We start from the raw sequence: 25,636 nt of genomic DNA, 5'->3' as shown, positions 1-25,636 counted from the left end.
TCATACCAGATAGGCAGCGGATTTACGCCCGCGAAATCATTTTTACAATCAGGGAGCGGCAAAGTCATGAGTCCAGTATCGGCGGCGGGGGATAACCTTCCTGGCGGGTTGATTCTTGTGGTGGAGGACGATCCGCTGATCCTCGAATTTCTCTGTGAAATTCTTCAGGAAGAAGGCTTTGTGGTTGAGCCGCATGTCAGCGCGGACGCCGCGTCGGCGTATCTGGAACAGCATTCGCAAAAAGTCGGGTTGTTGCTGACGGACATCACCATGCCGGGAAAACTCAACGGCGCGGACCTGGCCAATCTGTTCGGCGACCGCTGGCCGGACAAGCCGATCATGATCATGTCCGGGTTCGAGACGCCGGAAAGCTCAGGGGTCAGGCATGCGGTTTCGTTCATCAAGAAACCGTGGGCGCTGGGGCAATTGCTTGATTGTGTGGAAGGTGCGCTGAAGTCACGCCGCACTTTGTAGGAGCTGCCGGAGGCTGCGATCTTTTGATTTTGATTTTTTAGAAGCGAAGATCAAAAGATCGTCCGAACGCGGCCCGAGCCTTCGGCAGCTCCTACAGGGATCGTGTACATTCGCTGGCAGACCTTTGAGAAAGGAAGCGACCTTTTGTCTGTTTACGAATCCGTCTTCAATACCCCGTACCGAGCTTTCCTGTTCGATATGGACGGCACCGTCCTCAACTCCATTGCCGCCGCCGAGCGGATCTGGGCCGCCTGGGCCTTGCGCCATGGGGTCGATGTCGAGTCCTTCCTGCCCACCATCCATGGCGCTCGCGCCATCGATACCATCAATCGCCTGGCGCTGCCCGGGGTGGATGCCGAGGCTGAAGCGGCGTTTATCACCGAAGCGGAAATCGAGGATGTCGAAGGCATTGTCGAGGTGCCGGGTGCGGCGAACTTCCTGAAGTCGCTCCCCGCCCAGCAATGGGCCATTGTCACCTCAGCGCCCAAGGCCCTGGCGTTGCGCCGGATGGCGGCAGCGGGGATTCCTGAGCCGGCGGTGATGGTCACAGCCGAGGACGTCAGCGCTGGCAAGCCTGATCCTGCGGGCTATCGACTGGCTGCCAAGCGGTTGGGTGTCGACGTGACGGAGTGCCTGATTTTCGAAGACGCCACCGTGGGGATTCTCGCGGCCGAAGCGGCGGGTGCGGACCTCATCGTAGTGACAGCAACTCACGATCATCCGATCGAAACCTCGCATGCCACATTAGCCAGCTACGACTCGGTCGAGGCCCGCACAGACGCCGACGGCCTAATCCGCCTACAGAAAATCTAATGTAGGAGCTAGCTTGCTTGCGAAAGCGGTGGCTCAGTCAACAACAATGTTGGATGTGACGGCCCCTTCGCGAGCAGGGGGATAGGTGAATGGGCTAGTAAACCCCAGGAATCAACCGCCAGCTCCGGGCGCAATAGGCCTCGTATTCACTGCCAAACTGCGCCCTCAGCAGCGCTTCTTCCGAATGAATGCGCGCGATCAGCGGGATCAGCGTCAGCGCGGCCAGCAACAGGCCAACACCGGAACGAAAGGCCAGCGCCCAACCCACGGCGTTGACCACCAGCCCCAGATAACTGGGGTTGCGCAGGCTGCGATAAATCCCGTCGGTGACCAGGCTGTGCCCCGGCTGAATCGCCACCAGACCGCTGAAACGCTTGCCCAGTACAAACACCGGCCAGATCCGCAGCGCGCCGCCGACGATGAACAACAACGCCCCGAGCCAGCGCACGCCTTCTTCACCGAAGGTCCAGAAGTCGATCCGGTCGGTGTAAGCCGGCAGATAACCACTCAACAATCCGATCACCCCGAAGGCCGGGAGCACCCAGCGATTGGCCCGGTCTTCGCGCTCCCCGGAACTCAGATTGACCTCGGTGAACAGCGACGCGACGGTCATCACCAGAGTGGCCAGCACAATGACCACCAGCGGTGCATGGGAGAAAAAAGCGGCAAAGCCGCCCATCCCCCACACCGCCAGACCGAGATAGGCGAGCGTGCCGATGACGGCAAAAAACGCCAGTTTGGCCGAGATTTTCATCTGCACCTCCACAAGTGACTACACCCCTCATTGTAGGAGCTGGCTTGCCAGCGAAGACGGCAGCACATTCACCATCAATGTCACTGGCAGATCGCTTTCGCTGGCAAGCCAGCTCCTACAGGGTTCTGGCGTTGCGGCGGATGACTTGCGGTGGTTGGCCGAACGCGCGCAGGAAGGCTTCGCGCATGCGGCGGCAGTCGCTGAAACCTGACGCTCCGGCTATCTGATCAAGGGTCAGGCGTCCGCGCTCCAGCATCTGCCGTGCCGATTCCAGGCGCAGGTTCTCGATGGCCTTGGCCGGCGACTGGCCGGTTTCGGCGCGAAAGGCCCGGCTGAACTGCCGAGGGCTGAGGCGCGCGACGTCCGCCAGTTGCTCCACCGACAAGGTCTCGGTGAGGTGTTCCCGGGCATAACCCAGAACGGTCTGAATGCGGTCGGATTTCGGTTCCAGTTCCAGCAGCGCCGAGTGCTGCGACTGACCGCCCGCGCGGCGGTGGTACATCACCAGCTTCTGCGCCACGGAGCGGGCCAGTTCGGCACCATGGTCCTTCTCGACCATGGCCAGCGCCAGGTCGATGCCAGCGGTCATTCCGGCGGAGGTCCAGATCGAACCGTCGATCACATAGATGCGGTCTTCCTCGACCTTGATCGACGGAAACCGTGCTTGCAGGTCCCGCGCGTAAGCCCAATGCGTCGTCGCCCGGCGTCCGTCGAGCAAGCCGGCCTGGGCCAGAACAAAGGCCCCGGAGCAGATCGATGCGGTGCGCCGAGCGGTTTTAACGCTGTCGCGCAGGTAACTCAGCACACCTTCAGGCGCCTGCTGGAGGATGGCATCGCCGCCGACCACGATCACCGTGTCGAACACCCGCTCATCAAACGCCTCGGTGCCGACACTCAAACCGCCAGAAGCGCGGTAGGTGCGGCCGTCCTCGGACAGCACGCAGACGTCATACAGCGTTTCGCCCGCGCTGAAGTTGGCGTACTCGAACACCGGCATGGCCGCCAGCGCCATGGACTGGAAACCCTCGAAAACCACAAACGCCACGGAAGTCATTGCCAGGTCCTCACAGGTCGTGTCCGAAAAACGTACTTTAAACGTCATTTGCGACGAGGGTAAGTCAATTTATAACGGTTCACACCCGGCGAACTTATCGTCTCACTGTGAAGGAAATTGAACATGGCCCTCTCGTCCAAAGGTACTGCACTGATTACTGGCGCTTCTTCCGGCATCGGCGCGGTGTATGCCGATCGCCTCGCCCGGCAAGGTTACGACCTGATTCTGGTGGCCCGCAGCCAAGCCAAGTTGAACGCCCTGGCCAACCGACTGAGCAACGAAACCGGGCGCACCGTGGAGGTGGTCGCCGCCGATCTGAAAGACAAGTCCGACCTGCTGCGCGTCGAAGACATTCTGCGCCGTGATGCGAGCATCACCTTGCTGGTCAACAACGCCGGGGTCGGCGCTGTTATGCCGCTGCTCGGCAGCCCCGTGGATGACATGGAAGACATGATCACCCTCAACGTCACCGCGTTGATGCGCCTGGCTTATGCGGCGGCACCCGGTTTCGTCGCCCGTGGCACCGGGACGCTGATCAACATTGCTTCGATCGTTGCCATCGCGCCGGAAATCCTCAACGGCGTGTATGGCGGGACCAAGGCGTTTGTCCTCGGCCTGAGCCAATCCATGCACCGTGAGTTGGCGGATAAAGGGATTCGTATCCAGGCCGTGTTACCCGGCGCCACCGCCACCGACTTCTGGAGCGAGGCCGGCAACCCGGTGGAAAACCTGCCGCAAGAGATCGTGATGTCCGCCGAGGACATGGTCGATGCCGCGCTGGCGGGCCTGGCGCAAGGCGAAGTGGTGACCATTCCGGGCCTGCACGATGGCACTCAGTGGGACGCCTACGAAGCCCAGCGTCAGACGCTTTCCGGGTTGTTCGGCAACTCCACGGCGGCCCCGCGCTATCGCTGATCCAACAGCCACGCATACCCTTGTAGGAGCTGGCTTGCCAGCGAAGACGGCAGCACATTCACCCTCAATGCGACTGGCAGATCGCTTTCGCTGGCAAGCCAGCTCCTACAGGGATCGCGTGTGGGTGAACTAAGCTTGGATAAGGATCATTCACCACCGGCGACGAGTCGGTGGCGCGCCAAAGGGAGACGAGCATGCTGCACATCAGAACGCCCTTGATTCTGCATCCAGACCTGTCGACCCCAACCCGGCGGATCTGGCTCAAGCTGGAAAACCTGCAACCCAGCGGCTCATTCAAACTGCGCGGGATCGGGCTTTTGTGCAGCCAGGCGGCTGAGCAGGGCAAACGCAAAGTGATCTGTCCTTCTGGCGGCAATGCCGGTTTTGCCACTGCCGTGGCCGCCGCCCGGCTGGGGTTGAAAGCCTGCATCGTGGTGCCGCACACCACGCCGGAATCGACCCGCGCACGGATCAGCAAAACCGGTGCCGAGGTGATCGTCCATGGCAAGGTCTGGGACGAAGCCAATCTGCGGGCCAAAGAACTCGCCCAGGGCGCGGACACCGAATACGTGCCGGCCTTCGATCACCCGGTGTTGTGGGAAGGGCACAGCACGATGGTCGATGAAATCCTCGAGGATTGTCCCCAGGTCGATGCGATTGTGATGTCGGTGGGGGGCGGAGGTTTGCTGGCGGGGATTCTCACCGGATTGATCCGCCACCATCGTCTGGATTGCCGGATCATTGCGTGTGAAACCCAGGGTTCGGCGTCATTCGCTGCGGCTGTCAGTGCCGGGCATCCGGTGATATTCCCCCGGATCGACACGGTCGCCCGGTCGCTCGGTGCGACTCAAGTCGCCGCGTGGCCGGTTCAGCACATTGTCGATTTCCCGCATGAGTGCGTGGCGCTCAGCGATGACGAGGCGATCATGGGGGTGGTGCGTTATGCCAACGACTTGCGGCAGTTGGTCGAGCCGGCATGCGGTGTTTCGTTAGCGATCGGCTATCTGGACCATCCGGCGATTGCCGGCGCCCATGACGTAGTGATTGTGGTGTGCGGCGGTGTCAGCATCAGTGCGCAACTGGTCGCGGGATGGGCGCGGTTATCCGCCAGGAGTGAAGCAAGGTAGGGCCAGAAACGCTATCCAGCTGTCGCGAGCCCCACCACTACTTCATCCGCATTCATTGGCCGGCAGCATCGCCTTCCTGGATGAGGATGGCTTTGGCCAAGTCTTCGTCGCTGGCGTTGAGGCCGGGATTGTCCTGACGAATCTGCTTTAACACCGATTCAAGATAAACCCCACGAATCGCACCGCCACTGGCAACGAAGCTGGACGCATCATCCCGGGCAGGAATCATCAATTTGTGGTCCTTGAACGTCGAATACAGCGAAGCGGAGACCCCGGCGGAGGTGGCGACATCGCCCGCATCCACCTTGGCCAAAGCAGAGCCGAAGGGTAAACACAGCAAAAGTGAAGAAATGATAATCAGACGGCGCATGACGGTGTCCTCTGAAAGCGTGAAGCAAAAAGGAAGTACCTCATCTTTTAGGATGCATGGCGGTCCTCAGGAGTTCCCTGCTGATAGGTCATCAGTCCAAAGCCATCAAAATTCACCCCCTCGCTGCGCAGACAATCACTTCGACCAACACCCGCTCACTGTAGGAGCTGGCTTGCCAGCGAAGGACTCACATGCGCCACGTTTTATCCTGTTAAAACGCGTCATCGTTAACGTCCTTCGCTGGCAAGCCAGCTCCTACAGAGGGGCGCCAGGCCGGTGGGGCGTCGGGTTTTTCAGGTTGATGCTGTGCAGATAATCACCTCGACTAACACCCGCTCACTGTAGGAGCTGGCTTGCCAGCGAAGGACTTACATGCGCAACGTTTTATCCTGTTAAAACGCGTCATCGTTAACGTCCTTCGCTGGCGAGCCAGCTCCTACAGGGGTGCGCCAGGCCGGTGGGCCGTCGGGTTTTTCAGGTTGTTGACGCGCAGATAATCACCTCGACTAACACCCACTCAATGTAGGAGCTGGCTTGCCAGCGAAGGACTTACATGCGCAACGTTTTTTCCTGTTAAAACGCGTCATCGTTAACGTCCTTCGCTGGCAAGCCAGCTCCTACAGGGGGGCGCCAGGCCGGTGGGCCATCGGGTTTTTTAGGTTGTTGCCGCGCAGACAATTACCTCGACTAACACCCGCTCACTGTAGGCGCTGGCTTGCCAGCGAAGGACTCACATGCGCAACGTTTTATCCTGTTAAAACGCGTCATCGTTAACGTCCTTCGCTGGCAAGCCAGCTCCTACAGAGGGACGCCAGGCCGGTGGGCCGTGGGGGTTTTTTAGGTTGATGCTGTGCAGATAATCACCTCGACTAACACCCACTCACTGTAGGAGCTGGCTTGCCAGCGAAGGACTTACATGCGCCACGTTTTATCCTGTTAAAACGCGTTATCGTTAACATCCTTCGCTGGCGAGCCAGCTCCTACAGGGGGGCGCCAGGCCGGTGGGCCGTCGGGTTTTTTAGGTTGATGCTGTGCAGATAATCACCTCGACTAACACCCACTCACTGTAGGAGCTGGCTTGCCAGCGAAGGACTCACATGCGCCACGTTTTATCCTGTTAAAACGCGTTATCGTTAACGTCCTTCGCTGGCAAGCCAGCTCCTACAGAGGGACGCCAGGCCGGTGGGGTGTCGGGTTTTTTAGGTTGTTGCCGCGCAGACAATCACTTCGACTAACAACCGTGGATCAGCCAATTTCGCTTCGCCACAGGCACGGGCCGGGGCATGGCCTGCCGGTATCCAGGCATCCCACACGGCATTCATCGCTTCGAAGTCCGCCATGTCAGCCAGCCAGATGGTGGCTTGCAGCAGCTGTTCCCGGGTCGAACCGGCTTCCTTGAGCAGGGCATCGACCCGTGCCAGAGCATCGCGGGTCTGGTCGGCGACGTTATGACGGGATTCGCCGACTTGTCCGGCCAGGTACACGGTGTTGCCGTGGATGACGATCTGGCTCATGCGTTGGTTGGTGTGTTTGCGCTCGATTGTTTGCATCAATTGCTCTCCTGTGGAATGGCCCCGCTCAGAAGCGTTGCACGGAAAAACTGTCCAGCCATTGAGGTGTCTTGCCGGCGATGCAGTCGGCGACCAACTGGCCGGTTGCGCCCGCCAGGGTCAAGCCCAGGTGCTGGTGGCCGAAGGCGTAGATCAATCGTGGTTCGTTCGGTGAGGGGCCAATCACCGGCAACGAGTCGGGCAAGGAAGGGCGGAACCCCAGCCATTTGCGCGCAACCGGTTCGGTCAGGCCCATGACCCGGCGCACGTGGCGTTCCAGATAGTCAAAACGTTTTGGATTGGCTGGGTCGTTGATCGAACCGAGCTCCACCGTGCCGGCGACCCTCAGGCGTCCGGCCATGGGCGTCATGTAGAACGCGCTTTCCACCGGGCAGCACGGACGGTTGAGCAGGGTGTCTTGCAGGTCGAATTCGATGTGGTAACCGCGCTCGGTATCCAGCGGGATGCGATCCCCGACCTGGCGTGCAAGCGCTGCAGACCAGGCGCCGCCGCACAGCACGACGCGGTCCGCGCGATAAGTCTGGCCTTCGGCACTCAGTAATTGCAGGCCGTCAGGCTGGCGTTGTACGCCCGTGATCGTCGCCTGACGCAACGCACCCTCGGCGATCAGCGGCGCCGCCAGCGCTTCGATGAATGCACGCGGGTCGTCCATGTGGGATGAGTCGGGAAACAGAATACCGGCCACCGATTTACCCGCGAGGGCCGGTTCCAGTCGTTCGACTTCTGCCGAACTCAATACCTGCTGCGCAATACCCAGGGAACGACGCAACTCGATGGCGGACTGCGCGCCGGCAAAACCTTGTTCAGTGCCGTAGGCATAGAGGCAACCGTTGTGACGCAGATGTTGATCGGCTTGCGGACAATCAGCCAGCAACGGCGCATAACCGCTGTAGGTGTGCTGGAGTATTTTGCTCAGCGCCAGGGTGTTGGCTTCACAACGCGACGCGCGACATTCATTGAGAAAACGCAGCAGCCAGGGCATCAGCCGAGGCAGGCGCGCCCAGTTAACGACGAAGGGCGACTCCGGCGAAAACAGCAACGACGGAATGGCCTTCAGCAAAGAAGGCTGCGCAATCGGCATCACGCCGTAAGGCGCCAGGGTGCCGGCATTACCGTAGGACGCGCCCGAGGCAATCGCGTCGCGCTCCAGCAATAACACCTGATAACCCTGCTTGCGCAGCCAGAGTGCCGTGGCAACCCCGACAACGCCTGCGCCGATAACGGCGACTTCGCAATGAACTGGCTGTGTCATGTCCTCAGATCCGGTTGTGCATATAGAGATGACCCTGGCGTGCCAATTGGCTGATGACGCCCAAGGCTTTGACCAACTGCTCCCGTGACAGGGCAGCCGAGATGTTGATGCGCACCGCTTGCGGCGAGAGCTCCGGACGCAAGGTGAAGGCGCCCCCGGCGAGCAGCACCACGCCACGGTCATGGCACAGACGGGCGAAGCGCGAACCGGTCCAGGGTTCCGGCAACACCAGCCAGGCATGGGTGCCGGTGGCGCTGTGCTGGAATTCCAGGCCTTCGAGATGCGTGGCGAGCAGCGCCTGGCGGATCCGCAGTTCTTCGCGTTGTTCCGAGACCAATTGGTCGGCATGACCGTCTTCGATCAGCCGGGTGGCGATCAACGAGGTCAGCGGCGAGGTGCTCCAGCAATCGATGCGCTGCATGGCGGCGATGTCTTGCACCAGCGGTGGCGGCGCCATGACAAAGCCCATGCGCAAGCCCGGTGCGATGCATTTGGACAGGGCCGAAATGTAAATCGTGCGCTCCGGCATCAACGCCGCGAAAGCGGGCGGCGATTTATCCAGCAGCGGTCGGTAGACGTCATCTTCGATGACCAGCAGGTTGGTTTCACGAATCACCGCCGCCAATTCTTCGCGGCGCTCGGCATCCAGGGTGATGGCGGTCGGGTTGTGGATCGACGGCACCAGAAACAACAGCCGCGGCTGATGTTCGGCACACGCCTGGCGCAACGCCTCGGGGGACATGCCACGGGCGTCGGCGTCGACCCCGATCAGGATCAGGCCCAGTGAGCGGCACAAGGCATTGATGCCTTGATAGGTGACGCTGTCGGCCAGCACGGTATCGCCGCTGTTGGTCAGGCTGCGCAGGGTGCTGGCAATGCCATGTTGGGCGCCCTCGACGATCAGCATCTGCGAGGCCTGGGCCTCCACGCCGGTGTGGCGCAACCACTGCGCGGCGGCTTCACGGGCCCAAAGCGGGCCTTCGGACGGGTGATAGTCCTTCATGTCGCCAAAGCGCGGGTCGCTGGAAAGACGCGGCAGCAATTGCGCCAGGACCCGATTGAAACCATCGGTGGCCGGGCGATTGACGCTCAGGTCGACAGTGCCCGGATCATTGCTCGGCGCCGATTGAAACTGCGCGGCCGGGTGCCGTGGCTGCGCGACTTGCGTGCCACGCCCCGGACGGCTTTCCACCAGGCCTTTCTGCTGCAACACGGCCATGGCTTTGGTCACCGTGGTGATGTTCACCCCCAATGCACTGGCGAACTCGCGATGCGGCGGCAGACGCTCGCCCGGTTTGAGCTTGCCGTTGCCAATCGCCTCAGCCAGTGAATCAGCCAATTGCGCGTAAAGGGTCTCGGCCTTGTCGCGCTGCAAAGCGGCGCTGGCTTTCAGTTCTTCCAGCAGTTGTTCGAATTGACTCATGGTGCTTTTATCCCTGCTTGTCATGCTTGTAGCAAGACAATAAGCAAATTTGCATTGCTTTTTATCCGATACAAAGCCCATTGACAAGCTAAATAACCGTGATTAGTGTGTGAGTTGTAATGCTTGTCATGCAACACAATAAGAAAATGGCTGCCATGCTCAGCCCAATGGGTACGCACATGACTAACGAAACGTTCCAGCCGGGTTCGCCCTCGGCGCACCGGCACCACCGACTGTTCAGCCTGTCAGCGGGCGGCACAGAGTATCCGGTGTGTTGTCCTCCTCGCGCAAAGTCTTCGATGAAATTATCCGGTCGATCGACTCCATCCATCACAGCGGAGGTCATTCAATGAACAACGCCCAGCCAACCGAGACAAAACCAGGTCAACAACGCCTCAGCGGGGCCCTGCGCCAGCGCCATATCACGATGATTTCCCTTGGCGGGATCATAGGCGCCGGCCTGTTTGTCGGCAGTAGCGCAACGATCCAGGCGATTGGCCCGGCGGCGTTCCTGAGTTATCTCGCTGCCGGCATCGTGGTGATGCTGGTGATGCGCATGCTCGGTGAAATGGCCGTGGCCTTGCCTGGCGTCGGCTCCTTTACCGAATACGCGCGTATCGGCCTGGGCAATTGGGTCGGCTTCACCAGCGGCTGGTTGTACTGGTACTTCTGGGTGATCGTGGTGGCGGTAGAAGCGGTGGTCGGCGCCAACATCCTTCAGCAATGGATACCGTTGCCGGCGTGGATGATCGGTCTGAGCCTGTTGGCGATCATGACGGCCATCAACTGTCTGTCCGTGAAGTCTTACGGCGAATTCGAATACTGGTTCGCTTCATTAAAGGTGTTCGCGATCATCGTCTTCATTTTCGTGGTCGGCGCTTACCTCTTCGGCTTTGCCCCGAGCACCAGCGACCTGTTGGGCAATCTGGTGAACGATCGCGGCTTCATGCCTTATGGCGTGAGTGCGATTCTGGCCGGTGTACCGACGGTGATCTTCGCCGTGGGCGGCGCGGAGATCGCGACCATCGCCGCCGCTGAATCCGACGATCCGTCGAAGAACGTGGCGAACATGACCCGTTCGGTGATCTTCCGCGTCATCACCTTTTATGTCGGCTCGATCTTCCTGATTGTCTGCGTGGTGCCCTGGGGCCAGATCGTCGCCGGTCATTCGCCGTTCGTGGCGGCGCTTGAAGTCATGCGCATCCCCGGCGCGGCGATGATCATGCAAGCCGTGGTGCTGGTGGCCGTTCTGTCGGCACTGAATTCCGGGTTGTACGTGTCTTCGCGGATTTTGTTCGGCCTCAGCCAGCGCGGCGATGCACCGGCCAAACTGTCGACTCTCACCGGGCGCAAAGTGCCGAGAGCTGCCGTGCTGCTCAGCAGTGTGATCGGCTACATCGCGATCATGGCGGCGATCATTTCTCCGGAAGGCGTGTTCCTGTTTCTGGTCAACGCTTCCGGCGCGGTGATGCTGTTCGTTTACCTCGCCGTGGCGTTGGCGCAGATCAAGGTTCGGCGCCAGGTCGAGGCCACAGCGTCGGCCCGGCTGACCCTGAAAATGTGGCTGTTCCCTTGGCTGTCCTATGCTGTGGTGGCAGTCATTGCGGGTGTTTTGGTCGCCATGGCGTTCCAGGAATCCTTGCGTACGCAGTTCCTGGCCAGCCTCGTCAGTCTCGGCGTGGTATCCGCCGCTTACCTGATGCTCAAGCGCCGACGCCTGCAGGCCAACAAGCCTCATGTCAACGCCATCGACATTCTGGCGGGCTTACCCACACGGTCATGAAACCCAGGGAAGTCGAGCCACGGACGGCGGTTGAGTTGTATGGCTTGTCACGGTCCAAAACAATAATTTGCCAATAGGTGATCTATGTCCGACTTCAAGTTTGATACCCAGGGTTTCTCTCGACGCGGGTTGCTCAAGGCGACTGGCTACGGCTCGTTGGCGGCGATAGTGAGTAGCGCGATGGGCCCGATGTCCTTCGCGTTTGCGGCCGGGAAACCGATCAAAACCGTGCGCGAGGGCTATCTGACGGCGGCCTGCCTCGGCGACATGCCTCTGGGCGCGTTGCGTGAAGGCACACCGGTCGGCACCGATCTGGAGTTGCTGAAGATCATCGCCGATCGCCTCGAACTCAAACTCGACGTGCTGACCATGGGCTTCCCTGCGGTGGTCGAAGCGGTGAGGTCGGGGCGCGCCGACTGGTTCGGTGGCAACTTCGCCTGGAACCCGATGCGCTCGAAGATCCTGCTGCTGACCGACCCGGTGTTCTACACCGGTGCCTACGTGATCATGCGCGACAGCGAGCCGTTCGATAACACCATCACCGTGAACGACGTGAAGGGCCGCACCATCGGCGCCATCACCGGCTATTTCACTATCCCGGACATGAAGAAAATCGAGGGCGTGAAGGAGGTCAAACTCTACGACAACACCGACTCCTGCTTGCGAGACGTGCGCGCCGGGCGCCTGGATTTTGCCGTGCTGGATGCCCCGACCATCGACTACATGATCCTTCAGGACCCGAGCCTCAAGCTCAAACAGATCCCGATGTCCTACGATGAAAAATTCCCCAGCCTGACCGCCAAATTCGAGGCGATCTGGGGCGTGCATCCGCAGAACCAGGACTTGTTCGATGGCATCAACCAGGGGCTGCGCTGGCTCAAAGCCACGGATCAGATCCGGCCGATCCTCGCCAAGTACGGGATCAAGAACCCCGACTACCTCGTGCCTCCGACCAAGGACCCGCGCATCGGCGTGGACCGCGATGAGAAGGGCAACCTCATCGGCCCGTTCGAACACCCGCCGCGTGATTTCAGTCAGGCTTTTGCCTGAGTCGTTGTGTCATCCACTTACGGACATTGCTCATGGCTGAATCAACTCCACTGGTGCGGATCGAAGGGCTCTACAAGTCCTTCGGCAGCCTGGACGTTCTCAAAGGCATCGACCTCAACGTTCAGCAGGGCCAGAAGATCTCGCTCATCGGCCCCAGCGGCTCGGGCAAGACCACCTTGCTGCGTTGCGTCAATTACCTGGAAGAACCGACCAAAGGCGACATTTACATCGATAACGAACTGATCGGCCAGCGCCTGGTGGGCACCCGCAAAGTGCCCATGAGTGACAAGGAGCTGGCGCGGATGCGCACCGAAATCGGCATGGTGTTCCAGCGCTTCAACCTGTTTCCGCACCTCTCGGTGCTGGACAACATCATCCTTGGGCCACTCAAAGTGCAGCAGCGCAGCCGCGCCGAAGCCGTTGAACTGGCCGAGGACCTGCTGAACAAGGTCGGCATGTTCGCCAAGCGTGACGCGTTCCCGGAACAGCTCTCGGGCGGGCAACAGCAACGCATCGCCATCGCCCGGGCGCTGGCGATGCAACCCAAGTTGATGCTGTTCGACGAAGCGACTTCGGCGCTCGACCCGGAACTGGTGGGCGAGGTGCTGACGGTCATGCGCAAGCTGGCGGAGGAGGGCATGACGATGATTATCGTGACCCACGAAATGCACTTCGCCGAAAGCGTCTCCGACCAGGTGATCTTCATGGCCGACGGCAACATCGTCGAACAAGGCCCGCCGCGGCAGATCTTCCGCGAGAGCCAGATCGAACGCACCCGCAACTTCATCCGCGCCGTGCAGGAGCATTGATCGATGTTCGATTCCACTGCTCTGCACAAAGCCATCGACATGCTTCCGTACTTTTTGAATGTGCTGGGCATCGGTGCGTTGACCACCGTCGGCTTGACCTTTGCGGCGTTCATCGTGGCGGCGCTGCTGGGGTTTTGCCTGGCGCTGATGCGGCTCTCGCGCAGCCGCGTGCTGAGCCTGATTGCCAGCGTGTACCTGGAGGTGTTTCGCAACATACCGATCCTGACGCAGCTGTTCATTCTGTACTTCGGCTTGACCTATATCGGTATCACCTTGCCGGCGATTGGTGCGGCGATCATTGGTTTCGGGTTGAACGGTGCGGCGATTCTGTCGGAGGTGTTTCGCTCGAGCATCCGCACCATCGATCGCGGGCAGAGCGAAGCGGCGTTTTCCATTGGCATGACCCGGTCTTTGGCGATGCGAATTATCGTGCTGCCTCAGGCGTTCAAGGTGGCGATTCCGGGGATGGCCAACTTCGCCATCGGCTTGCTCAAGGACACCTCGCTGGCGTCGGCGGCGGCCGTGCCGGAATTGACGTTCAAGGCAAAAATGCTGGTCAGCGAAACTTATCAGACCAACCTGATCTACTTCCTGTTGGCCATGATCTACCTGGTCTTGAGTCTTGTGCTTTCCCATTGGGCGGCGCGTACCGAACGTCGTCTTAAAGTGGTCAAGGAGAACTGATATGGGCTATGGCGACCTGTGGGAAGCAACCCATGTCGAGTTGATGGCAGCCGCCTGGGCGACGCTGCAGTTGGCGTTCGGCGCGCTGGTGATTGGCTTGATCGTCGGTTTGCTGGTGGCGCTGGCGCGACTGTCGAAGAGCCGGCCACTGCGGCGGGCGGCGTTGATCTACATCGAGGTGTTTCGTGGCACTCCGGCGCTGGTGCAGTTGTTCATCGTGTATTTCAGCCTGACCGAAATCGGCGTTCAGTTCAGCTCGTTTCAGGCGGCGATGATTGGGTTGGGATTGAATGCGGCGGCGTATCTGTCGGAGATTTATCGCTCGGGGCTGGAGGCGGTGCCCAAGGGGCAGGTGGAAGCGGCGAAGGCGATTGGCATGCCGCATCTGAAGGTGTTGCGTTGGGTGGTGTTGCCTCAGGCGATTCGCATTGTGCTGGCGCCGATTGGTAACGTGGCGATCTCTTTGTTGAAAGACACGTCGGTGGCTTCGCTGATCGCGGCGCCGGATTTGATGTTGCGGGCGCAGGATTTAAGCTCGGTGTATTTCATGCCGTTGGAGATCTACATTCTGGTTGGCGCGATTTATTTTGCGTTGTGTTATCCGTTGTCGCTGGGTGTGCGGTTGCTGGAGCGTAGGACGCGGCACTAGAAGCCTGTGTCCTGCATCCCCCTGTAGGAGCTGGCTTGCCAGCGAAGACGGCCTGACATCCAACCCATCTCTCACAGGTACACCGCATTCAAATGTAGGAGCAAGCTTGCTCGCGAAGGTCGTTAACGATGACGCGTTGACACAGGATAAATGTGGCGCATTTGAGTCCTTCGCTGGCAAGCCAGCTCCTACGGGGGGACGCACCTGGCTTGCCAACGAAGACGGCCTGACAGCCAATCCATCTCTCACAGGTACACCCTATTCAAATGTAGGAGCAAGCTTGCTCGCGAAGGTCGTTAACGATAACGCGTTGACACAGGATAAATGTGGCGCATTTGAGTCCTTCGCTGGCAAGCCAGCTCCTACGGGGGAATGCGTATGTTTGAAATCAGGCCGGCCCGCAGGCCGCCGTGCTTTTGATTTTGACGCACCGCCCCATCGTGAGGCCGAGTGGAGGTTCTGCGCAGTGGGTAACCCGGCAAGGATGCCGGGTTAGCCGCCCCCGGCCATGGATGGCCGATGGCGGCGGGCCCACGGAGCAGGACCGGAGCGAGGGCATGCCGAGCCACAGCGAGGCCCCGAACGAAAGGGGCAGAAGCCCTTGGTTACTTGGGGCTTTTCCAAGTGACACGCCGTAAGGGCGTAACCAATAGCCGCCGTTGCCGCAGGAATGGATATGTACACCTGAAAGAGAATGGCCGGCCCGGAGGCCGTCATCGCAGGCAAGCCAGCTCCCACAGGAGATTGGTGCATCCGCAAGAGAATGGTCGGCTATCAGGCCGCCTTCGCGAGCAGGCTCGCTCCCACAGTGAGATTGGATCATTCAACGGGAAAACCGGTTGCGATAATCGCGTGGCGAAACCCCAAGATTGCGTTGAAAGGTCGAGCGCATCCGCTCCTCATCACCAAACCCACACTCCCGGGAAATTTGATCGATATTGCGCCCGGAGTCCTCCAATAATCGCCGGGCGGCTTCCACACGCAGCACCTCCACCGCTTTGGCCGGTGTACGCCCGGTCTTGAGCTTGTACACACGCGCAAAATTTCGCGGGCTCATCTGCACCTGTTGCGCAAGCACATCAACCGATAGGTTTTCGCCGGCCAGGTTCTGCGTGATCCACACATGCAGGTCATCAAACGCAGCACCTTCGCTGGTTTGCGATTTCAGCAATTGACTGTACTGGGCCTGCCCACCGGGACGCTTGAGAAACACCACCATTTCCCGCGCGACCAGCAGCGTTACCTCACGACCACAATCCTCTTCGACCAGTGCCAGAGCCAGATCGATGCCGGCACTGACACCCGCCGATGTCCAGACCGAACCCTGCTGGACAAAAATCGCATCGCTGTCGACTTCAATCGACGGGTAACGCTCCTTGAGCATGTCGCACATCGCCCAGTGGGTGGCGGCGCGTCGGCCTTTGAGTAATCCGGCCTGGGCCAGCAGGAACGTCCCGCTGCACACCGAGGCGGTGCGTCTGGCGTTGGTCGAGGCCTCTGCCAGCCACGCGACCAGGTCCAGAGCATTGCCCATCGCCCGAAGAATATCCGGCGCCCCGGGCACGATCAGCGTATCGATCGATCGGTCCGCGAAGCGGCTCAACGGCACGGTATCGACGGCCAGGCCCTCAGCGGTGTGGATCAAGCCTCCGGCCAGGCTCGCCGTGTGCAATTCATACCCTGGCAAATGATTGCTGGTCATGTACCTGGAGGCGGCCCAAAACACGGTTTGCGCGCCGGTCAAATCCAGCAGGCCCAATTCGGGGTAGGCGAGAAACACGATCAGACGCGGCGGTTCCGGCTGAAGTGCGGGGGTGTCAGGAGTGCTGGCGATATCGTTCATAGGGTTCTGTATCAGCGAGTTGGAATAATCATAATTCGCAAACGGTATAAGCGTGATCGCATCTGATCGGCTGGCAGGAATTCAGGGTTTTATGTCATTGGGTCCGGCGAAGTTCAACCCTACCATCGATCGTTGGCTGCACCAGACAGTCGCTCGCTGTCTGCCTCCATAACGATAACGAAGGTAAGAACATGTCCCAGAAAATACTCATCGTCGGCGCCGGTTTCGCCGGCGTGTGGAGCGCCTTGGGCGCGGCACGCGTGCTGGAAAACCACGGCAAGACCGCCGACGTCGAAATCACCCTGATTTCCCCCAAGCCGGAAATCGTCATCCGGCCGCGACTGCATGAGCACGCACCCCACGAAATGAGCGCGCCGTTGCTGCCATTGCTGGAAGCGGCGGGCGTCAAGTTCATCGAAGCGGAGGTCGAGCGTATCGACACCTCCAACGCGCGGTTCGTGCATGCGCTTACATCCGATGGCCGTCACATCAACGTGCCCTACGACCGACTGGTGCTGACCAGCGGCAGCAAACTGAACCGTCCTCCGGTGCCGGGCCTGCTGGAGAACACCTTTGCGGTGGATCAACTGTCCGACGCAGTGAAACTCGACCGGCATCTGGCGGAACTGGTCAACCTGCCCGAATCGGCGGCGCGTAACACCATCGTGGTGGTCGGAGGTGGTTTCACCGGGCTGGAAGTGGCCACCGAGTTGCCAGAACGCCTGCGCAACATCCATGGCGCGGATGCCCGGTTCAACATCATCGTGGTCGAGCGAGCGGACGAAATCGGCCCGGATCTGGGCCCGAGCCCACGGCCGATGATCACTGAAGCGCTGGCCTCCATGGGCATCGGATTTCAGGTCGGCTCGGGTGTCGTCGCCATCGACGAGAACGGCGTGTTGACTGCTGCCGGCAAGCGCATCAACGCTAAAACTGTGATCTGGACCGGTGGCATGATCGCCAGCAGCCTGACTTCGCAAGTGTCGTCCCGGCTGGACCGGCAGGGTCGCGTCGAAGTGACTGGAGACTTGCGCGTGGTCGGTACGGATCACGTCTTCGCGGCGGGAGATGTGGCCCTGGCGCTGACCGATGACGAAGGTCATTACGCGCTGATGTCCTGTCAGCACGCGATCTTCATGGGGCGCTACGCCGGGCATAACGTGGCGGCCGATCTGGTCGGGGCGCCAACCCTCGAATACCGCCAGCCGTTCTATGCCACCTGCCTCGATCTGGGCGAGTGGGGCGCGGTGTACACCGAAGGCTGGGACCGCCAGGTGCTGCTGACCCACGACGAAGGCAAGGCGCGCAAGCGCATGATCAACACCCAGTGGATCTACCCGCCAGCGGCGAATCGTGCCGACGCGCTGGCCGCCGGCAATCCCGAGCAGTCCTACAGCTAACAGCGCCCCCTGTAGGAGCGAGCTCGCTCGCGAAAAACGTGATAGCAACGCGCAGTCAACAAGAGCGCGTTATCGTTAACGTCCTTCGCGAGCAAGCTCGCTCCTACATTCCATGCCTTTTCTCGAACGACACTCGTGAATATCCAGAACAAATGAATTGCTCACGGCCGCCTGTTTGACCGCCGAGGCGTTGCGTATCCTGCATGTTTTTTTCCTTGAACCGAGAACACACGGATATGGTTCCAACCCTTGGCAGCATCGCCTCGCGCCTGCGCCTGAAACAACTGCGGCTGCTGATCGCACTGGATGATCGCGGCTCCCTGCACAAGGCTGCCGAGCAGATTTCGATTTCCCAGTCCGGCGCCACCAAGGCCTTGCATGAGGTCGAGGCGTTGCTCGGCATGCCGCTGTTCGAACGTCAGCCCAAAGGCCTGGTGGCCAACGAAATGGGCCGTTGCATGATTCGCTACGCACGGCTGATCCATAGCGATGTCGAGCACCTGCACGAAGAAATGCTGAGCATCATGCAGGGCCAGGGCGGGCGGCTTTCGGTGGGCGTGATCATGGGCGCGGTGCCATTGCTGACGCGGGCCTTGACGGAGCTGCGGCTCAAACAGCCGCAGCTGTCTGTCGAACTGGTGGAAAACACCAGCGCCACCTTGCTCGGTTTACTGGATCAAGGGCGCCTGGATCTGGCCATTTGTCGTACCAGCGTCGGCCAGCGTTCGGACGCCTACGACTTTATCGAATTGAGCGAAGAACCCCTGGCGGTCGTCGCCAGTAAAGACCACCCGCTGGCGCGTGCCCAGTCTGTGCAGCTGTCGCAGTTGAGCGATTACCGTTGGCTGGTCTACCCCAAAGACATGCCCATGCGCCAGGCACTTGAGCACGAGCTCAACGAGGCCGGGTTGCAAATCCCGCGTTATCCGCTGGAAACCTCGTCGATCTTTGCCACCATCCTTTTGGTACAACAGGACCCGACCCTGTTGGCCGTGATCCCGTCGGAAGTCGCCGGGTTTTGCGAGCAATTCGATTTGCTGGTGAAGCTGCCGGTGTCGATGCGCGCGTTGATCGAGCCTTTCGGCGTGATCAGCCGGGCCGGCGCCGATTTGTCCCCGGCGGCGACCCTGCTGATCAACGCGCTGAAGCAGGACCTGACTACTTGATCACGATCGGGTTCACCGGTGCGCCCGTGCCGCCGACGATCTTCAGCGGCGCGGCGGTGTAAAGAAACTGCCACTGACCGTCTTCGGCACAATCACTGGCCAGCTCATCCAGCAGCGCCACTTCGGTAAAGGTCACACCGAGGTTGCGCATCAAGGCGTTGTGCAGCGGGATCATCACGCCGGAGCTCGGGTCGACGGCCACTTCGTTGGCCATGGTGTCGGTCACCAGGTTGGGAATTTCCATCTGGTGGAACCATTCCACCAGCTCGCGGCTGAAGGTCAGGCCCGGCTCGGCGAAATCCTTGTAGAACTCTTCCGGCTCGCGCTCGTAGAACGAGCCGATCCAGCCGGTGCGGATGATCAGGATGTCGCGTTTCTCGATCTCGATGCCCTGGGCTTTCGCGGCGGCCAGCAGGTCCAGGTGATTAAAGGTCTCACCCTTGTCCAGCACGGCTTTGCCGCGATGGCGGGCCATGTCGATCAGCACCGCGCGGCCGACAATCCCGCGTTCGGCAATCGGCAGGATGCTGGCCTTGTCCATGCTGCCGATGGTGCTCATGGCGTCGTAGCCGTTCCACAGTTTGTTGTCGTGCCAGACGTGGCCCAGCGCATCGTATTGGGTCGAGCCTTGCAGGTGCATGAAGATCACGTCGTCGGCGTACTCCACATGGCCGTCGAAGTGGGTCTTGCCGGCCAGGAAGTGGCCCTTGTCCAGCACGTTGACCCGCATCGACGGGCGTCGGCCGGGCCAAAGCGGTTCGCCTTTTGGATGGCCGATCTGCACTTGCAGGGTGAAGGTCTTGCCCTGGCGAACCGAGGCGATGCCCCGGAGGATTTCTGCGCTTTGCAGGTAATTCAGGGCGCCGACTTCATCGTCCGGCCCCCATTTGCCCCAGTTGGTTGGCAGGCCTTCGAGCAGGGCCTTGATGTCGGGAGAACGGTCGGCGGCGGTGTTATTGGGATTGTGGTCGCACATGAGGTTGTCCTGTTAATAAGTGGATTGGCAGGCCTGCGCAATCCCTGTGGGAGCGGGCTTGCCCGCGATAGCGGTGTGTCAGGCAACAACACTGTCGACTGACCCTGCCTCATCGCGGGCAAGCCCGCTCCCACAGGTTTTTCAGTGTGTATCGGTCCAATGCGGGGATTTATTTGATCGGCGAAAAATCCGCCGCGATCAACAGTTTCGATTCCATCTTCTCCAGCATCGGGAATGCTTTCGGCACGAAGCCATCCAGCCAGTCCGGGTCTTGATAGAGCGCGGCGCGTTTCTTGATCCGGTCATCGAGGCTCTCGTAGGCCCAGATATGGATCACCTGGTTCAACTCGCCGATTTCGGTGTACCACCAGCCCACCAGCGTGGTGTAGCGGGAGATCACCGGCAGGCCGGTTTCCTCGAAGTGCTTGAGGTAGGTCTGCATTTTTCCGATCTGGATCGTGTAGGTGCGCATTTCGTAAAACATGGGAGTTGTCTCTTGGGAAAGGGGGCTTGAATCAATGAACGCCGTGGTAAGCGTTGCTGATGATCCGTTCGATGTCGGTGGCGGTGGTCAGGCGTGGGTTGACCAGCACGTTGCCGCTGCGCATGGAGTCGCTGACCATTTGCGGCATGTAATCCAGGTCCACGCCCAGGTCCTTGATGTTGTCGGGGATGCCGATGGCCTTGTTCAGCGCCACCACGTGCTCCACCACTTTGTGCCCGGCGCGGGCCGGGCTCAGGCCATCGACGTTCTCGCCCATGGCGATGGCGATCTCGCGAAACAGCTCCGGGCAGGCGGCCAGATTGAATTCGATGACGTAGGGCAACAGCGTCGCATTGGCGATGCCATGGGGAATGTTGAACACGCCGCCAAAGGTGTGGGAGATCGCATGGACGTTGCCCAGTTTCGATTGGGCGAAGGCGACCCCGGCAAGGAACGACCCAAGCAGCAATTGTTCCCGGGCGTGCAGGTCGGAGCCGGCGAAAAAGGCTTTCGGCAGGTGGGTGCAGATCATCTTGATCGCTTGCAGCGCCAAGGCCTGGCTGACCGGGTTGGCCTGCTTGGAGACGTAGGATTCGATGGCATGGGTCAACGCGTCCATGCCCGTGGCGGCGGTGATCGACGGCGGTAATTTCAGGGTCAATTCGGCATCGAGAATCGCCAGTTTCGGAAACAGGGCCGGGCTGATGATCACGGTCTTGAACAAGGTCTTGGTGTTGGTGAACACCGTGGACGCGGTGCATTCGCTGCCGGTCCCTGAGGTGGTCGGAATAGCGAAAATCGGCAGAGGCGGGTGCAGCAGTTTGTCGTAGCCCTCGTAGTCGAGGATGTTGCCGGGGTTGGTCGCCATCGCCGCGACACCCTTGGCCGTGTCGATGCTGCTGCCGCCACCGACACCGATTACCGAGTCGCAGTCGTGGTTTTTCAGGAACGTCACAGCGCGTTCCAGCACGTCGGTGGTGGGGTTGGGTTCGACGCCGGAAAACACTTCGTAACTGATTTCACTCTCCGTGAGCGAGGCGAAGAAGCCTTCCATCACGCCCGACGCCATCAGCCCTTCATCGGTCACCACCAGCAGTTTTTTTCGAACATGAGGCTTGAGCAAGGCACCGGCCTGGCGCACCAGGCCGTTGCCGCTCTTCAAGGTCGTGGGGAAATAAAACTGGAACGGGTTCATGTGTGTCTCCGGTTCTTATTGGTCCCCAGACAGTAATAAGCGCCTGAGCCTGCCGATAATGAAAAGACCTGATCCGCTGATCACCCTTTGTCATCCCCGGCCAGAGGGTGTGAGGTGGTAACGTTAGGCCTTTGAAACTGACAGGAGCAGCGTCATGGAATTAGGTATATCGGGTCGTTGGGCAATCGTCTGCGCCGCCAGCAAGGGCCTGGGTCTGGCCTGTGCGCGAGCCTTGGCGAAGGAGGGCGTGAACCTGGTGATCAATGCCCGTGGCAACGAAACCTTGCAGGCCGCCGCCGCCGAGTTGCGCAGCCTGGCGCCGACCATCGAAGTGCGCACCGTGGCCGGGGACATCAGTGAACCGGCGGTGCGCGAGCAGGTTCTGGCGGCGTGCCCGCAGGTGGATATCCTGGTCAACAACGCCGGTGGCCCACCGCCGGGTGACTTCCGTGACTGGCAGCGCGAGGACTGGTTGAAGGCGCTGGATGCCAACATGCTGACGCCGATCGAGCTGATCAAGGCCTGCGTCGATGGCATGGCCGAGCGCGGTTTCGGGCGCGTGGTCAACATCACTTCCGGTGCGGTGAAGGCGCCGATCGATGTGCTGGGGTTGTCCAACGGCGCCCGCAGCGGCCTGACCGGTTTCATCGCCGGGCTCGCGCGGCAGTCGCGGCTGGCCGGGAACAACGTGACCATCAACAATCTGCTGCCAGGCCCGTTCGAGACCGAGCGTTTGCACAAGACCCTGAGTGCCGCCGCCGAAGCCAATGGCGCCAGCGTTGAAAGCATCAGCGCCCAACGGCGCAAAAACGTTCCGGCCCAGCGCTTCGGCCAGCCCGATGAGTTCGGTGCCTATTGTGCGTTCATCTGCAGCGCCCACGCCGGTTTCCTCACCGGGCAAAACCTGTTGCTGGACGGCGGCAGCTACCCCGGTACGTTCTGATCATTTGGGGGATGACGTTCGGTGATCCCCCAATCAGATCCCCTCATTATTCAGCTGTCGGGTGCGTGATTAGAGTGGAGCCGCTTGCCCAGTGCCAGTCAGTCAAAATACAAAACCTGTAGGAGCGAGGCTCGCCCGCGAAAGGAGCACCGCAAATCTGCCTGCTACACCGCGTTATCGTTCTTCGCGGGCAAGCCTCGCTCCTACAGGTTCTGCGTGTTGATTGCCGACATTGGGCCGCTTGTATCCACAACAATAAAGAGCGCCCCTCATGAACAATCCGAGTGCCGAAAGCCTGCCGTTGGCAGCCGCGTCCGCAACGATGCGTCCCACCAGCGTGCGATGGCGAATCTTCCTCATCATGTTGCTGCTGACCGCCATCAACTACATCGACCGCGCCTCGTTGTCGGTGGCCTTGCCGCTGATCTCAAGTGAATTCCAGATACCGCCGGCCCTTGAAGGCCTGATGCTCAGCGCGTTTTTCTGGTCGTACGCGTTGATGCAGATTCCCGGTGGCATGCTGCTGGACCGGTTCCAGACTCGCCGTGTGATTGTTGTCGCGACGGTCGCCTGGGGCGCTTTCCAGGCGTTGGCTGCCGGTGCGCACAACTGGATCACGCTGCTGATTACGCGCATGGGCCTGGGCATCGCCGAATCGCCGATCATGCCGGCCGGGGCCAAGCTCAACGGCGCCTGGCTGACCCCTAACGAACGCGGGCGTGGCGCGGTGCTGGTCGACGGCGGCGCACCGCTGGGCAGTGCCTTCGGCGCGATCATCATTGCCGGGCTGATCGGTTGGTTCGACTCGTGGCGCATTGCTTTTGTGATCGCCGGTATCGGCACCATGCTCGCCGGGGTGCTGGCCTGGAAATACATCCGCAACCACCCCAGCGAACATCCCGGCGTCAACGCCGCGGAACTGGCGCACATCACCGAAGGCAATACCAAGATCAGTCAACCTGGCGCAGTGACCAGCATCCCCCTCAAAGTGCTGCTCAAGGACCGTTCGGTACTGGCGATGTTCGCCGGTTACTGCTGCATCCTCAGCGTGTTCTACGGCTTGCTGACCTGGATGCCGAGCTACCTGCACCAGACTCACGGCCTGAACATTTCGAGCATGGGCGGGGCGACCTTCCTGATCTTCATGTGCGGTTTCGTCGGTGAACTGGTCGGCGGTTATCTGGGGGATAAATGGAAGTCCAGCGGCGCCTCGCCCAACCTGGTGATGCGCAGCATGTTCAGCGGCTCGGCGCTGATCGCGGCGGTGTGCATGCTGGCGGTGGCGTATGCGAGCGAGGCCAGCAAAGCGATCGGCCTGCTCTGCGTGGCGATGTTTTTCATTCGCTGGTGCGGCATGTACTGGTGCATTCCGTCGATCCTTGGCGGCACCTCGAAAACCGGCGTGCTGGCCGGCACCATGAACTTCTGCGGAAACATGGCGGGTGTGATCGTGCCGATCCTGATCGGGCTGATTGTGCAATTCACCGGCTCGTATTTCCTGGTGCTGATTTTCTTCGTGGTCATGGCCCTGTTGCTGGCGATATTCTCCAGCCTGATCGATTATCGGGAGCGAGGGTTGGCGTGACATGAGCGGAGGGCAAGTGAGCGTCGATATCCAATGTGTGGTGGTCGGGGCCGGTGTGGTCGGGCTGGCGGTGGCCAGGGCTTTGGCCTTGAGTGGTCGGGAAGTGGTGCTGGTCGAGGCGGGCGAGGGCCTTGGCACGGGGATCAGTTCGCGCAATTCGGAAGTGATCCACGCCGGCATTTATTACCCGAGCGGCAGCCTCAAGGCGCAGTTGTGCGTGGAGGGCAAGCAACGCCTTTACGCCTTCTGCGATGAGCACGGCGTCGATTATCAGCGGCTCGGCAAGCTGATCGTGGCCACCGATGAGGTGCAGTGCGCGGCGTTACGCCGGTTGCTGGAGCAGGGGCGGCGCAATGGCGTCGACGATCTGCACTGGCTGGATGCCGAGCAGGCGCGGGAGCGGGAGCCGGCTTTGTCTTGCGTCGCCGCGCTGTGGTCGCCGTCCACTGGCATTGTCGATTCCCATGCGCTGATGCTCGCGCTCCAGGCCGATGCCGAGGCCAGTGGCGCCTCGATTGCCTTTCACACGCCGCTGGTGTCGGCCCGTTGTACCGAGCACGGTTTCGAGCTGCACATGGGCGGTGCGCAACCGATGACGTTGAGCTGCCGTGAGTTGATCAATTGCGCGGGATTGTCCGCGCCCGAGGTGGCGAGCCGCATCGCTGGCCTGCCCTCGGAGCATGTGCCCAAGGCCCGTTTGTGCAAGGGCAGCTATTTCAGCTTCAGCGGCCGGGCGCCGTTTCGGCACCTGGTGTATCCGGCGCCGGAAAGTGCCGGGCTCGGCGTGCACATGACCCTCGACCTGGGCGGCCAGGCGCGTTTCGGGCCGGACGTTGAATGGGTCGACCATATCGACTACCGCGTCGATCCGCGCAGGTCCGAGGGGTTTTATCAGGCGATCCGGCGTTACTGGCCGGGATTGCCCGATCACAGCCTGCAACCGGCCTACAGCGGAATCCGCCCGAAAATCACCGCACCGACAGAACCGGCCGCCGACTTCATCATCAGCGGCCCGGCCGAGCATGGCGTGCCGGGGCTGGTGAACCTGTTCGGCATCGAATCACCGGGCCTGACCAGCTGCCTGGCACTGGCCGAACGGGTAGTGAAAACACTACGTTCTTTGTAGCAGCTGCCGAGCCCGCGAGGCTGCGTTCGGCGGCGAAGCCGTCGCTAATCCATTCACCGCGGTGTGTCAGACAAACAGCGTGCGAAGGGTTTACGACGGCTTCGCCGCCGAACGCAGCCTCGCAAGCTCGACAGCTGCTACATACCGGTCGCGGTGTGGCGAGGTGACCGGTAATCAGTGTCTGCGATGC

Annotated in this window: 24 protein-coding genes; 14 read left to right on the top strand and 10 right to left on the bottom strand. The window is 60.7% G+C overall.

Features of this window, described 5'->3' with window-relative positions:
- The first annotated feature begins 66 nt into the window (after positions 1–66).
- Complete coding sequence (locus AEQ67_RS16150; protein ID WP_059404834.1) at positions 67–474, top strand: response regulator; 408 nt, start codon at positions 67–69, stop codon at positions 472–474.
- A 144-nt stretch (positions 475–618) separates the two neighbouring features.
- On the top strand, positions 619–1,287 hold the full coding sequence (locus AEQ67_RS16145; protein ID WP_059404833.1) for an HAD-IA family hydrolase: 669 nt from the start codon (positions 619–621) through the stop codon (positions 1,285–1,287).
- A 94-nt stretch (positions 1,288–1,381) separates the two neighbouring features.
- On the opposite strand, the gene AEQ67_RS16140 is transcribed toward AEQ67_RS16145, so the two are convergent.
- A complete protein-coding gene (locus tag AEQ67_RS16140; protein WP_059404832.1) occupies positions 1,382–2,041 on the bottom strand; it encodes a methyltransferase family protein in 660 nt (219 codons plus the stop codon).
- A gap of 115 nt (positions 2,042–2,156) precedes the next feature.
- Positions 2,157–3,095, bottom strand: coding sequence for a GlxA family transcriptional regulator (locus AEQ67_RS16135; RefSeq protein ID WP_059404831.1), 939 nt, complete (start codon positions 3,093–3,095; stop codon positions 2,157–2,159).
- A gap of 123 nt (positions 3,096–3,218) precedes the next feature.
- On the opposite strand from AEQ67_RS16135, the gene AEQ67_RS16130 reads away from it, so the two are divergent.
- Both AEQ67_RS16130 and AEQ67_RS16125 read left to right on the top strand, forming a co-directional pair.
- Positions 3,219–4,010 carry an SDR family NAD(P)-dependent oxidoreductase gene (locus AEQ67_RS16130; RefSeq protein ID WP_059404830.1) on the top strand — a complete coding sequence of 264 codons (792 nt, stop codon included), beginning with the start codon at positions 3,219–3,221 and terminating at the stop codon, positions 4,008–4,010.
- A 194-nt stretch (positions 4,011–4,204) separates the two neighbouring features.
- Positions 4,205–5,137, top strand: coding sequence for a pyridoxal-phosphate dependent enzyme (locus AEQ67_RS16125; protein WP_059404829.1), 933 nt, complete (start codon positions 4,205–4,207; stop codon positions 5,135–5,137).
- A gap of 52 nt (positions 5,138–5,189) precedes the next feature.
- Here AEQ67_RS16125 and AEQ67_RS16120 read toward each other — a convergent pair whose 3' ends face one another.
- The 4 genes from AEQ67_RS16120 to AEQ67_RS16105 all read right to left on the bottom strand — a co-directional run bounded on the left by AEQ67_RS16120 (position 5,190) and on the right by AEQ67_RS16105 (position 9,753).
- Positions 5,190–5,507 carry a DUF2388 domain-containing protein gene (locus AEQ67_RS16120; RefSeq protein ID WP_059404828.1) on the bottom strand — a complete coding sequence of 106 codons (318 nt, stop codon included), beginning with the start codon at positions 5,505–5,507 and terminating at the stop codon, positions 5,190–5,192.
- Between the two features lie 1,199 nt (positions 5,508–6,706).
- Positions 6,707–7,057 carry a RidA family protein gene (locus tag AEQ67_RS16115; RefSeq protein ID WP_059404827.1) on the bottom strand — a complete coding sequence of 117 codons (351 nt, stop codon included), beginning with the start codon at positions 7,055–7,057 and terminating at the stop codon, positions 6,707–6,709.
- Between the two features lie 28 nt (positions 7,058–7,085).
- Positions 7,086–8,330: an NAD(P)/FAD-dependent oxidoreductase gene (locus AEQ67_RS16110; protein ID WP_059404826.1), complete on the bottom strand. Its 1,245-nt coding sequence runs from the start codon at positions 8,328–8,330 to the stop codon at positions 7,086–7,088.
- Positions 8,331–8,334: 4 nt separating this feature from the next.
- Positions 8,335–9,753, bottom strand: coding sequence for an aminotransferase-like domain-containing protein (locus tag AEQ67_RS16105; RefSeq protein ID WP_059404825.1), 1,419 nt, complete (start codon positions 9,751–9,753; stop codon positions 8,335–8,337).
- Between the two features lie 349 nt (positions 9,754–10,102).
- Between AEQ67_RS16105 and AEQ67_RS16100 the strand changes: the two genes are divergently transcribed.
- The 5 genes from AEQ67_RS16100 to AEQ67_RS16080 all read left to right on the top strand — a co-directional run bounded on the left by AEQ67_RS16100 (position 10,103) and on the right by AEQ67_RS16080 (position 14,728).
- On the top strand, positions 10,103–11,536 hold the full coding sequence (locus AEQ67_RS16100) for an amino acid permease (RefSeq protein ID WP_082377866.1): 1,434 nt from the start codon (positions 10,103–10,105) through the stop codon (positions 11,534–11,536).
- Between the two features lie 84 nt (positions 11,537–11,620).
- Positions 11,621–12,586 (top strand): ABC transporter substrate-binding protein, encoded by a 966-nt coding sequence (locus AEQ67_RS16095; RefSeq protein ID WP_059404824.1) that lies wholly within the window; start codon positions 11,621–11,623, stop codon positions 12,584–12,586.
- Between the two features lie 32 nt (positions 12,587–12,618).
- Positions 12,619–13,395 (top strand): amino acid ABC transporter ATP-binding protein, encoded by a 777-nt coding sequence (locus AEQ67_RS16090; RefSeq protein ID WP_059404823.1) that lies wholly within the window; start codon positions 12,619–12,621, stop codon positions 13,393–13,395.
- Between the two features lie 3 nt (positions 13,396–13,398).
- A complete protein-coding gene (locus AEQ67_RS16085) occupies positions 13,399–14,079 on the top strand; it encodes an amino acid ABC transporter permease (protein WP_059404822.1) in 681 nt (226 codons plus the stop codon).
- 1 nt (position 14,080) lies between these two features.
- Entirely contained in the window at positions 14,081–14,728 is a 648-nt protein-coding gene (locus AEQ67_RS16080) for an amino acid ABC transporter permease (RefSeq protein WP_059404821.1), read from the top strand.
- Between the two features lie 823 nt (positions 14,729–15,551).
- On the opposite strand, the gene AEQ67_RS16075 is transcribed toward AEQ67_RS16080, so the two are convergent.
- A complete protein-coding gene (locus tag AEQ67_RS16075) occupies positions 15,552–16,571 on the bottom strand; it encodes a GlxA family transcriptional regulator (protein WP_059404820.1) in 1,020 nt (339 codons plus the stop codon).
- 191 nt (positions 16,572–16,762) lie between these two features.
- On the opposite strand from AEQ67_RS16075, the gene AEQ67_RS16070 reads away from it, so the two are divergent.
- The gene (locus AEQ67_RS16070) at positions 16,763–17,971 is read left to right on the top strand and encodes an NAD(P)/FAD-dependent oxidoreductase (RefSeq protein WP_059404819.1); all 1,209 of its coding nucleotides are present in this window, start codon (positions 16,763–16,765) and stop codon (positions 17,969–17,971) included.
- A 236-nt stretch (positions 17,972–18,207) separates the two neighbouring features.
- Positions 18,208–19,137 carry a LysR family transcriptional regulator gene (locus AEQ67_RS16065; RefSeq protein WP_059404818.1) on the top strand — a complete coding sequence of 310 codons (930 nt, stop codon included), beginning with the start codon at positions 18,208–18,210 and terminating at the stop codon, positions 19,135–19,137.
- On the opposite strand, the gene AEQ67_RS16060 is transcribed toward AEQ67_RS16065, so the two are convergent.
- The 3 genes from AEQ67_RS16060 to AEQ67_RS16050 form a co-directional block, all read right to left on the bottom strand.
- On the bottom strand, positions 19,130–20,113 hold the full coding sequence (locus AEQ67_RS16060; RefSeq protein WP_059404817.1) for a cyclase family protein: 984 nt from the start codon (positions 20,111–20,113) through the stop codon (positions 19,130–19,132). The genes AEQ67_RS16065 and AEQ67_RS16060 overlap by 8 nt on opposite strands.
- Positions 20,114–20,282: 169 nt before the next feature.
- Entirely contained in the window at positions 20,283–20,597 is a 315-nt protein-coding gene (locus tag AEQ67_RS16055; RefSeq protein WP_059404816.1) for an NIPSNAP family protein, read from the bottom strand.
- A 31-nt stretch (positions 20,598–20,628) separates the two neighbouring features.
- Entirely contained in the window at positions 20,629–21,792 is a 1,164-nt protein-coding gene (locus AEQ67_RS16050) for an iron-containing alcohol dehydrogenase (protein WP_059404815.1), read from the bottom strand.
- A gap of 154 nt (positions 21,793–21,946) precedes the next feature.
- On the opposite strand from AEQ67_RS16050, the gene AEQ67_RS16045 reads away from it, so the two are divergent.
- The 3 genes from AEQ67_RS16045 (at position 21,947) to AEQ67_RS16035 (ending at position 25,446) form a co-directional block, all read left to right on the top strand.
- Complete coding sequence (locus AEQ67_RS16045) at positions 21,947–22,735, top strand: SDR family oxidoreductase (protein WP_059404814.1); 789 nt, start codon at positions 21,947–21,949, stop codon at positions 22,733–22,735.
- Positions 22,736–23,006: 271 nt separating this feature from the next.
- The gene (locus tag AEQ67_RS16040; RefSeq protein ID WP_059404813.1) at positions 23,007–24,320 is read left to right on the top strand and encodes an MFS transporter; all 1,314 of its coding nucleotides are present in this window, start codon (positions 23,007–23,009) and stop codon (positions 24,318–24,320) included.
- A gap of 16 nt (positions 24,321–24,336) precedes the next feature.
- Complete coding sequence (locus AEQ67_RS16035) at positions 24,337–25,446, top strand: NAD(P)/FAD-dependent oxidoreductase (protein WP_059404863.1); 1,110 nt, start codon at positions 24,337–24,339, stop codon at positions 25,444–25,446.
- Positions 25,447–25,636 lie beyond the last annotated feature (190 nt).

The sequence above is a fragment of the Pseudomonas sp. RIT-PI-q genome (assembly GCF_001297125.1).
Lineage (GTDB): Bacteria > Pseudomonadota > Gammaproteobacteria > Pseudomonadales > Pseudomonadaceae > Aquipseudomonas.
Note: the sequence above shows the minus strand (reverse complement) of the source record. Positions and strands in the feature narration are given on the sequence as shown.

Bases quoted from the DNA above. Each gene is read 5' to 3' on its own strand.
- AEQ67_RS16150 (WP_059404834.1), top strand. From the start codon at position 67: ATGAGTCCAGTATCGGCGGCGGGGGATAACCTTCCTGGCGGGTTGATT.
- AEQ67_RS16140 (WP_059404832.1), bottom strand. From the start codon at position 2,041: ATGAAAATCTCGGCCAAACTGGCGTTTTTTGCCGTCATCGGCACGCTC.
- AEQ67_RS16135 (WP_059404831.1), bottom strand. From the start codon at position 3,095: ATGACTTCCGTGGCGTTTGTGGTTTTCGAGGGTTTCCAGTCCATGGCG.
- AEQ67_RS16130 (WP_059404830.1), top strand. From the start codon at position 3,219: ATGGCCCTCTCGTCCAAAGGTACTGCACTGATTACTGGCGCTTCTTCC.
- AEQ67_RS16125 (WP_059404829.1), top strand. From the start codon at position 4,205: ATGCTGCACATCAGAACGCCCTTGATTCTGCATCCAGACCTGTCGACC.
- AEQ67_RS16120 (WP_059404828.1), bottom strand. From the start codon at position 5,507: ATGCGCCGTCTGATTATCATTTCTTCACTTTTGCTGTGTTTACCCTTC.
- AEQ67_RS16115 (WP_059404827.1), bottom strand. From the start codon at position 7,057: ATGCAAACAATCGAGCGCAAACACACCAACCAACGCATGAGCCAGATC.
- AEQ67_RS16110 (WP_059404826.1), bottom strand. From the start codon at position 8,330: ATGACACAGCCAGTTCATTGCGAAGTCGCCGTTATCGGCGCAGGCGTT.
- AEQ67_RS16105 (WP_059404825.1), bottom strand. From the start codon at position 9,753: ATGAGTCAATTCGAACAACTGCTGGAAGAACTGAAAGCCAGCGCCGCT.
- AEQ67_RS16100 (WP_082377866.1), top strand. From the start codon at position 10,103: ATGAACAACGCCCAGCCAACCGAGACAAAACCAGGTCAACAACGCCTC.
- AEQ67_RS16095 (WP_059404824.1), top strand. From the start codon at position 11,621: ATGTCCGACTTCAAGTTTGATACCCAGGGTTTCTCTCGACGCGGGTTG.
- AEQ67_RS16090 (WP_059404823.1), top strand. From the start codon at position 12,619: ATGGCTGAATCAACTCCACTGGTGCGGATCGAAGGGCTCTACAAGTCC.
- AEQ67_RS16085 (WP_059404822.1), top strand. From the start codon at position 13,399: ATGTTCGATTCCACTGCTCTGCACAAAGCCATCGACATGCTTCCGTAC.
- AEQ67_RS16080 (WP_059404821.1), top strand. From the start codon at position 14,081: ATGGGCTATGGCGACCTGTGGGAAGCAACCCATGTCGAGTTGATGGCA.
- AEQ67_RS16075 (WP_059404820.1), bottom strand. From the start codon at position 16,571: ATGAACGATATCGCCAGCACTCCTGACACCCCCGCACTTCAGCCGGAA.
- AEQ67_RS16070 (WP_059404819.1), top strand. From the start codon at position 16,763: ATGTCCCAGAAAATACTCATCGTCGGCGCCGGTTTCGCCGGCGTGTGG.
- AEQ67_RS16065 (WP_059404818.1), top strand. From the start codon at position 18,208: ATGGTTCCAACCCTTGGCAGCATCGCCTCGCGCCTGCGCCTGAAACAA.
- AEQ67_RS16060 (WP_059404817.1), bottom strand. From the start codon at position 20,113: ATGTGCGACCACAATCCCAATAACACCGCCGCCGACCGTTCTCCCGAC.
- AEQ67_RS16055 (WP_059404816.1), bottom strand. From the start codon at position 20,597: ATGTTTTACGAAATGCGCACCTACACGATCCAGATCGGAAAAATGCAG.
- AEQ67_RS16050 (WP_059404815.1), bottom strand. From the start codon at position 21,792: ATGAACCCGTTCCAGTTTTATTTCCCCACGACCTTGAAGAGCGGCAAC.
- AEQ67_RS16045 (WP_059404814.1), top strand. From the start codon at position 21,947: ATGGAATTAGGTATATCGGGTCGTTGGGCAATCGTCTGCGCCGCCAGC.
- AEQ67_RS16040 (WP_059404813.1), top strand. From the start codon at position 23,007: ATGAACAATCCGAGTGCCGAAAGCCTGCCGTTGGCAGCCGCGTCCGCA.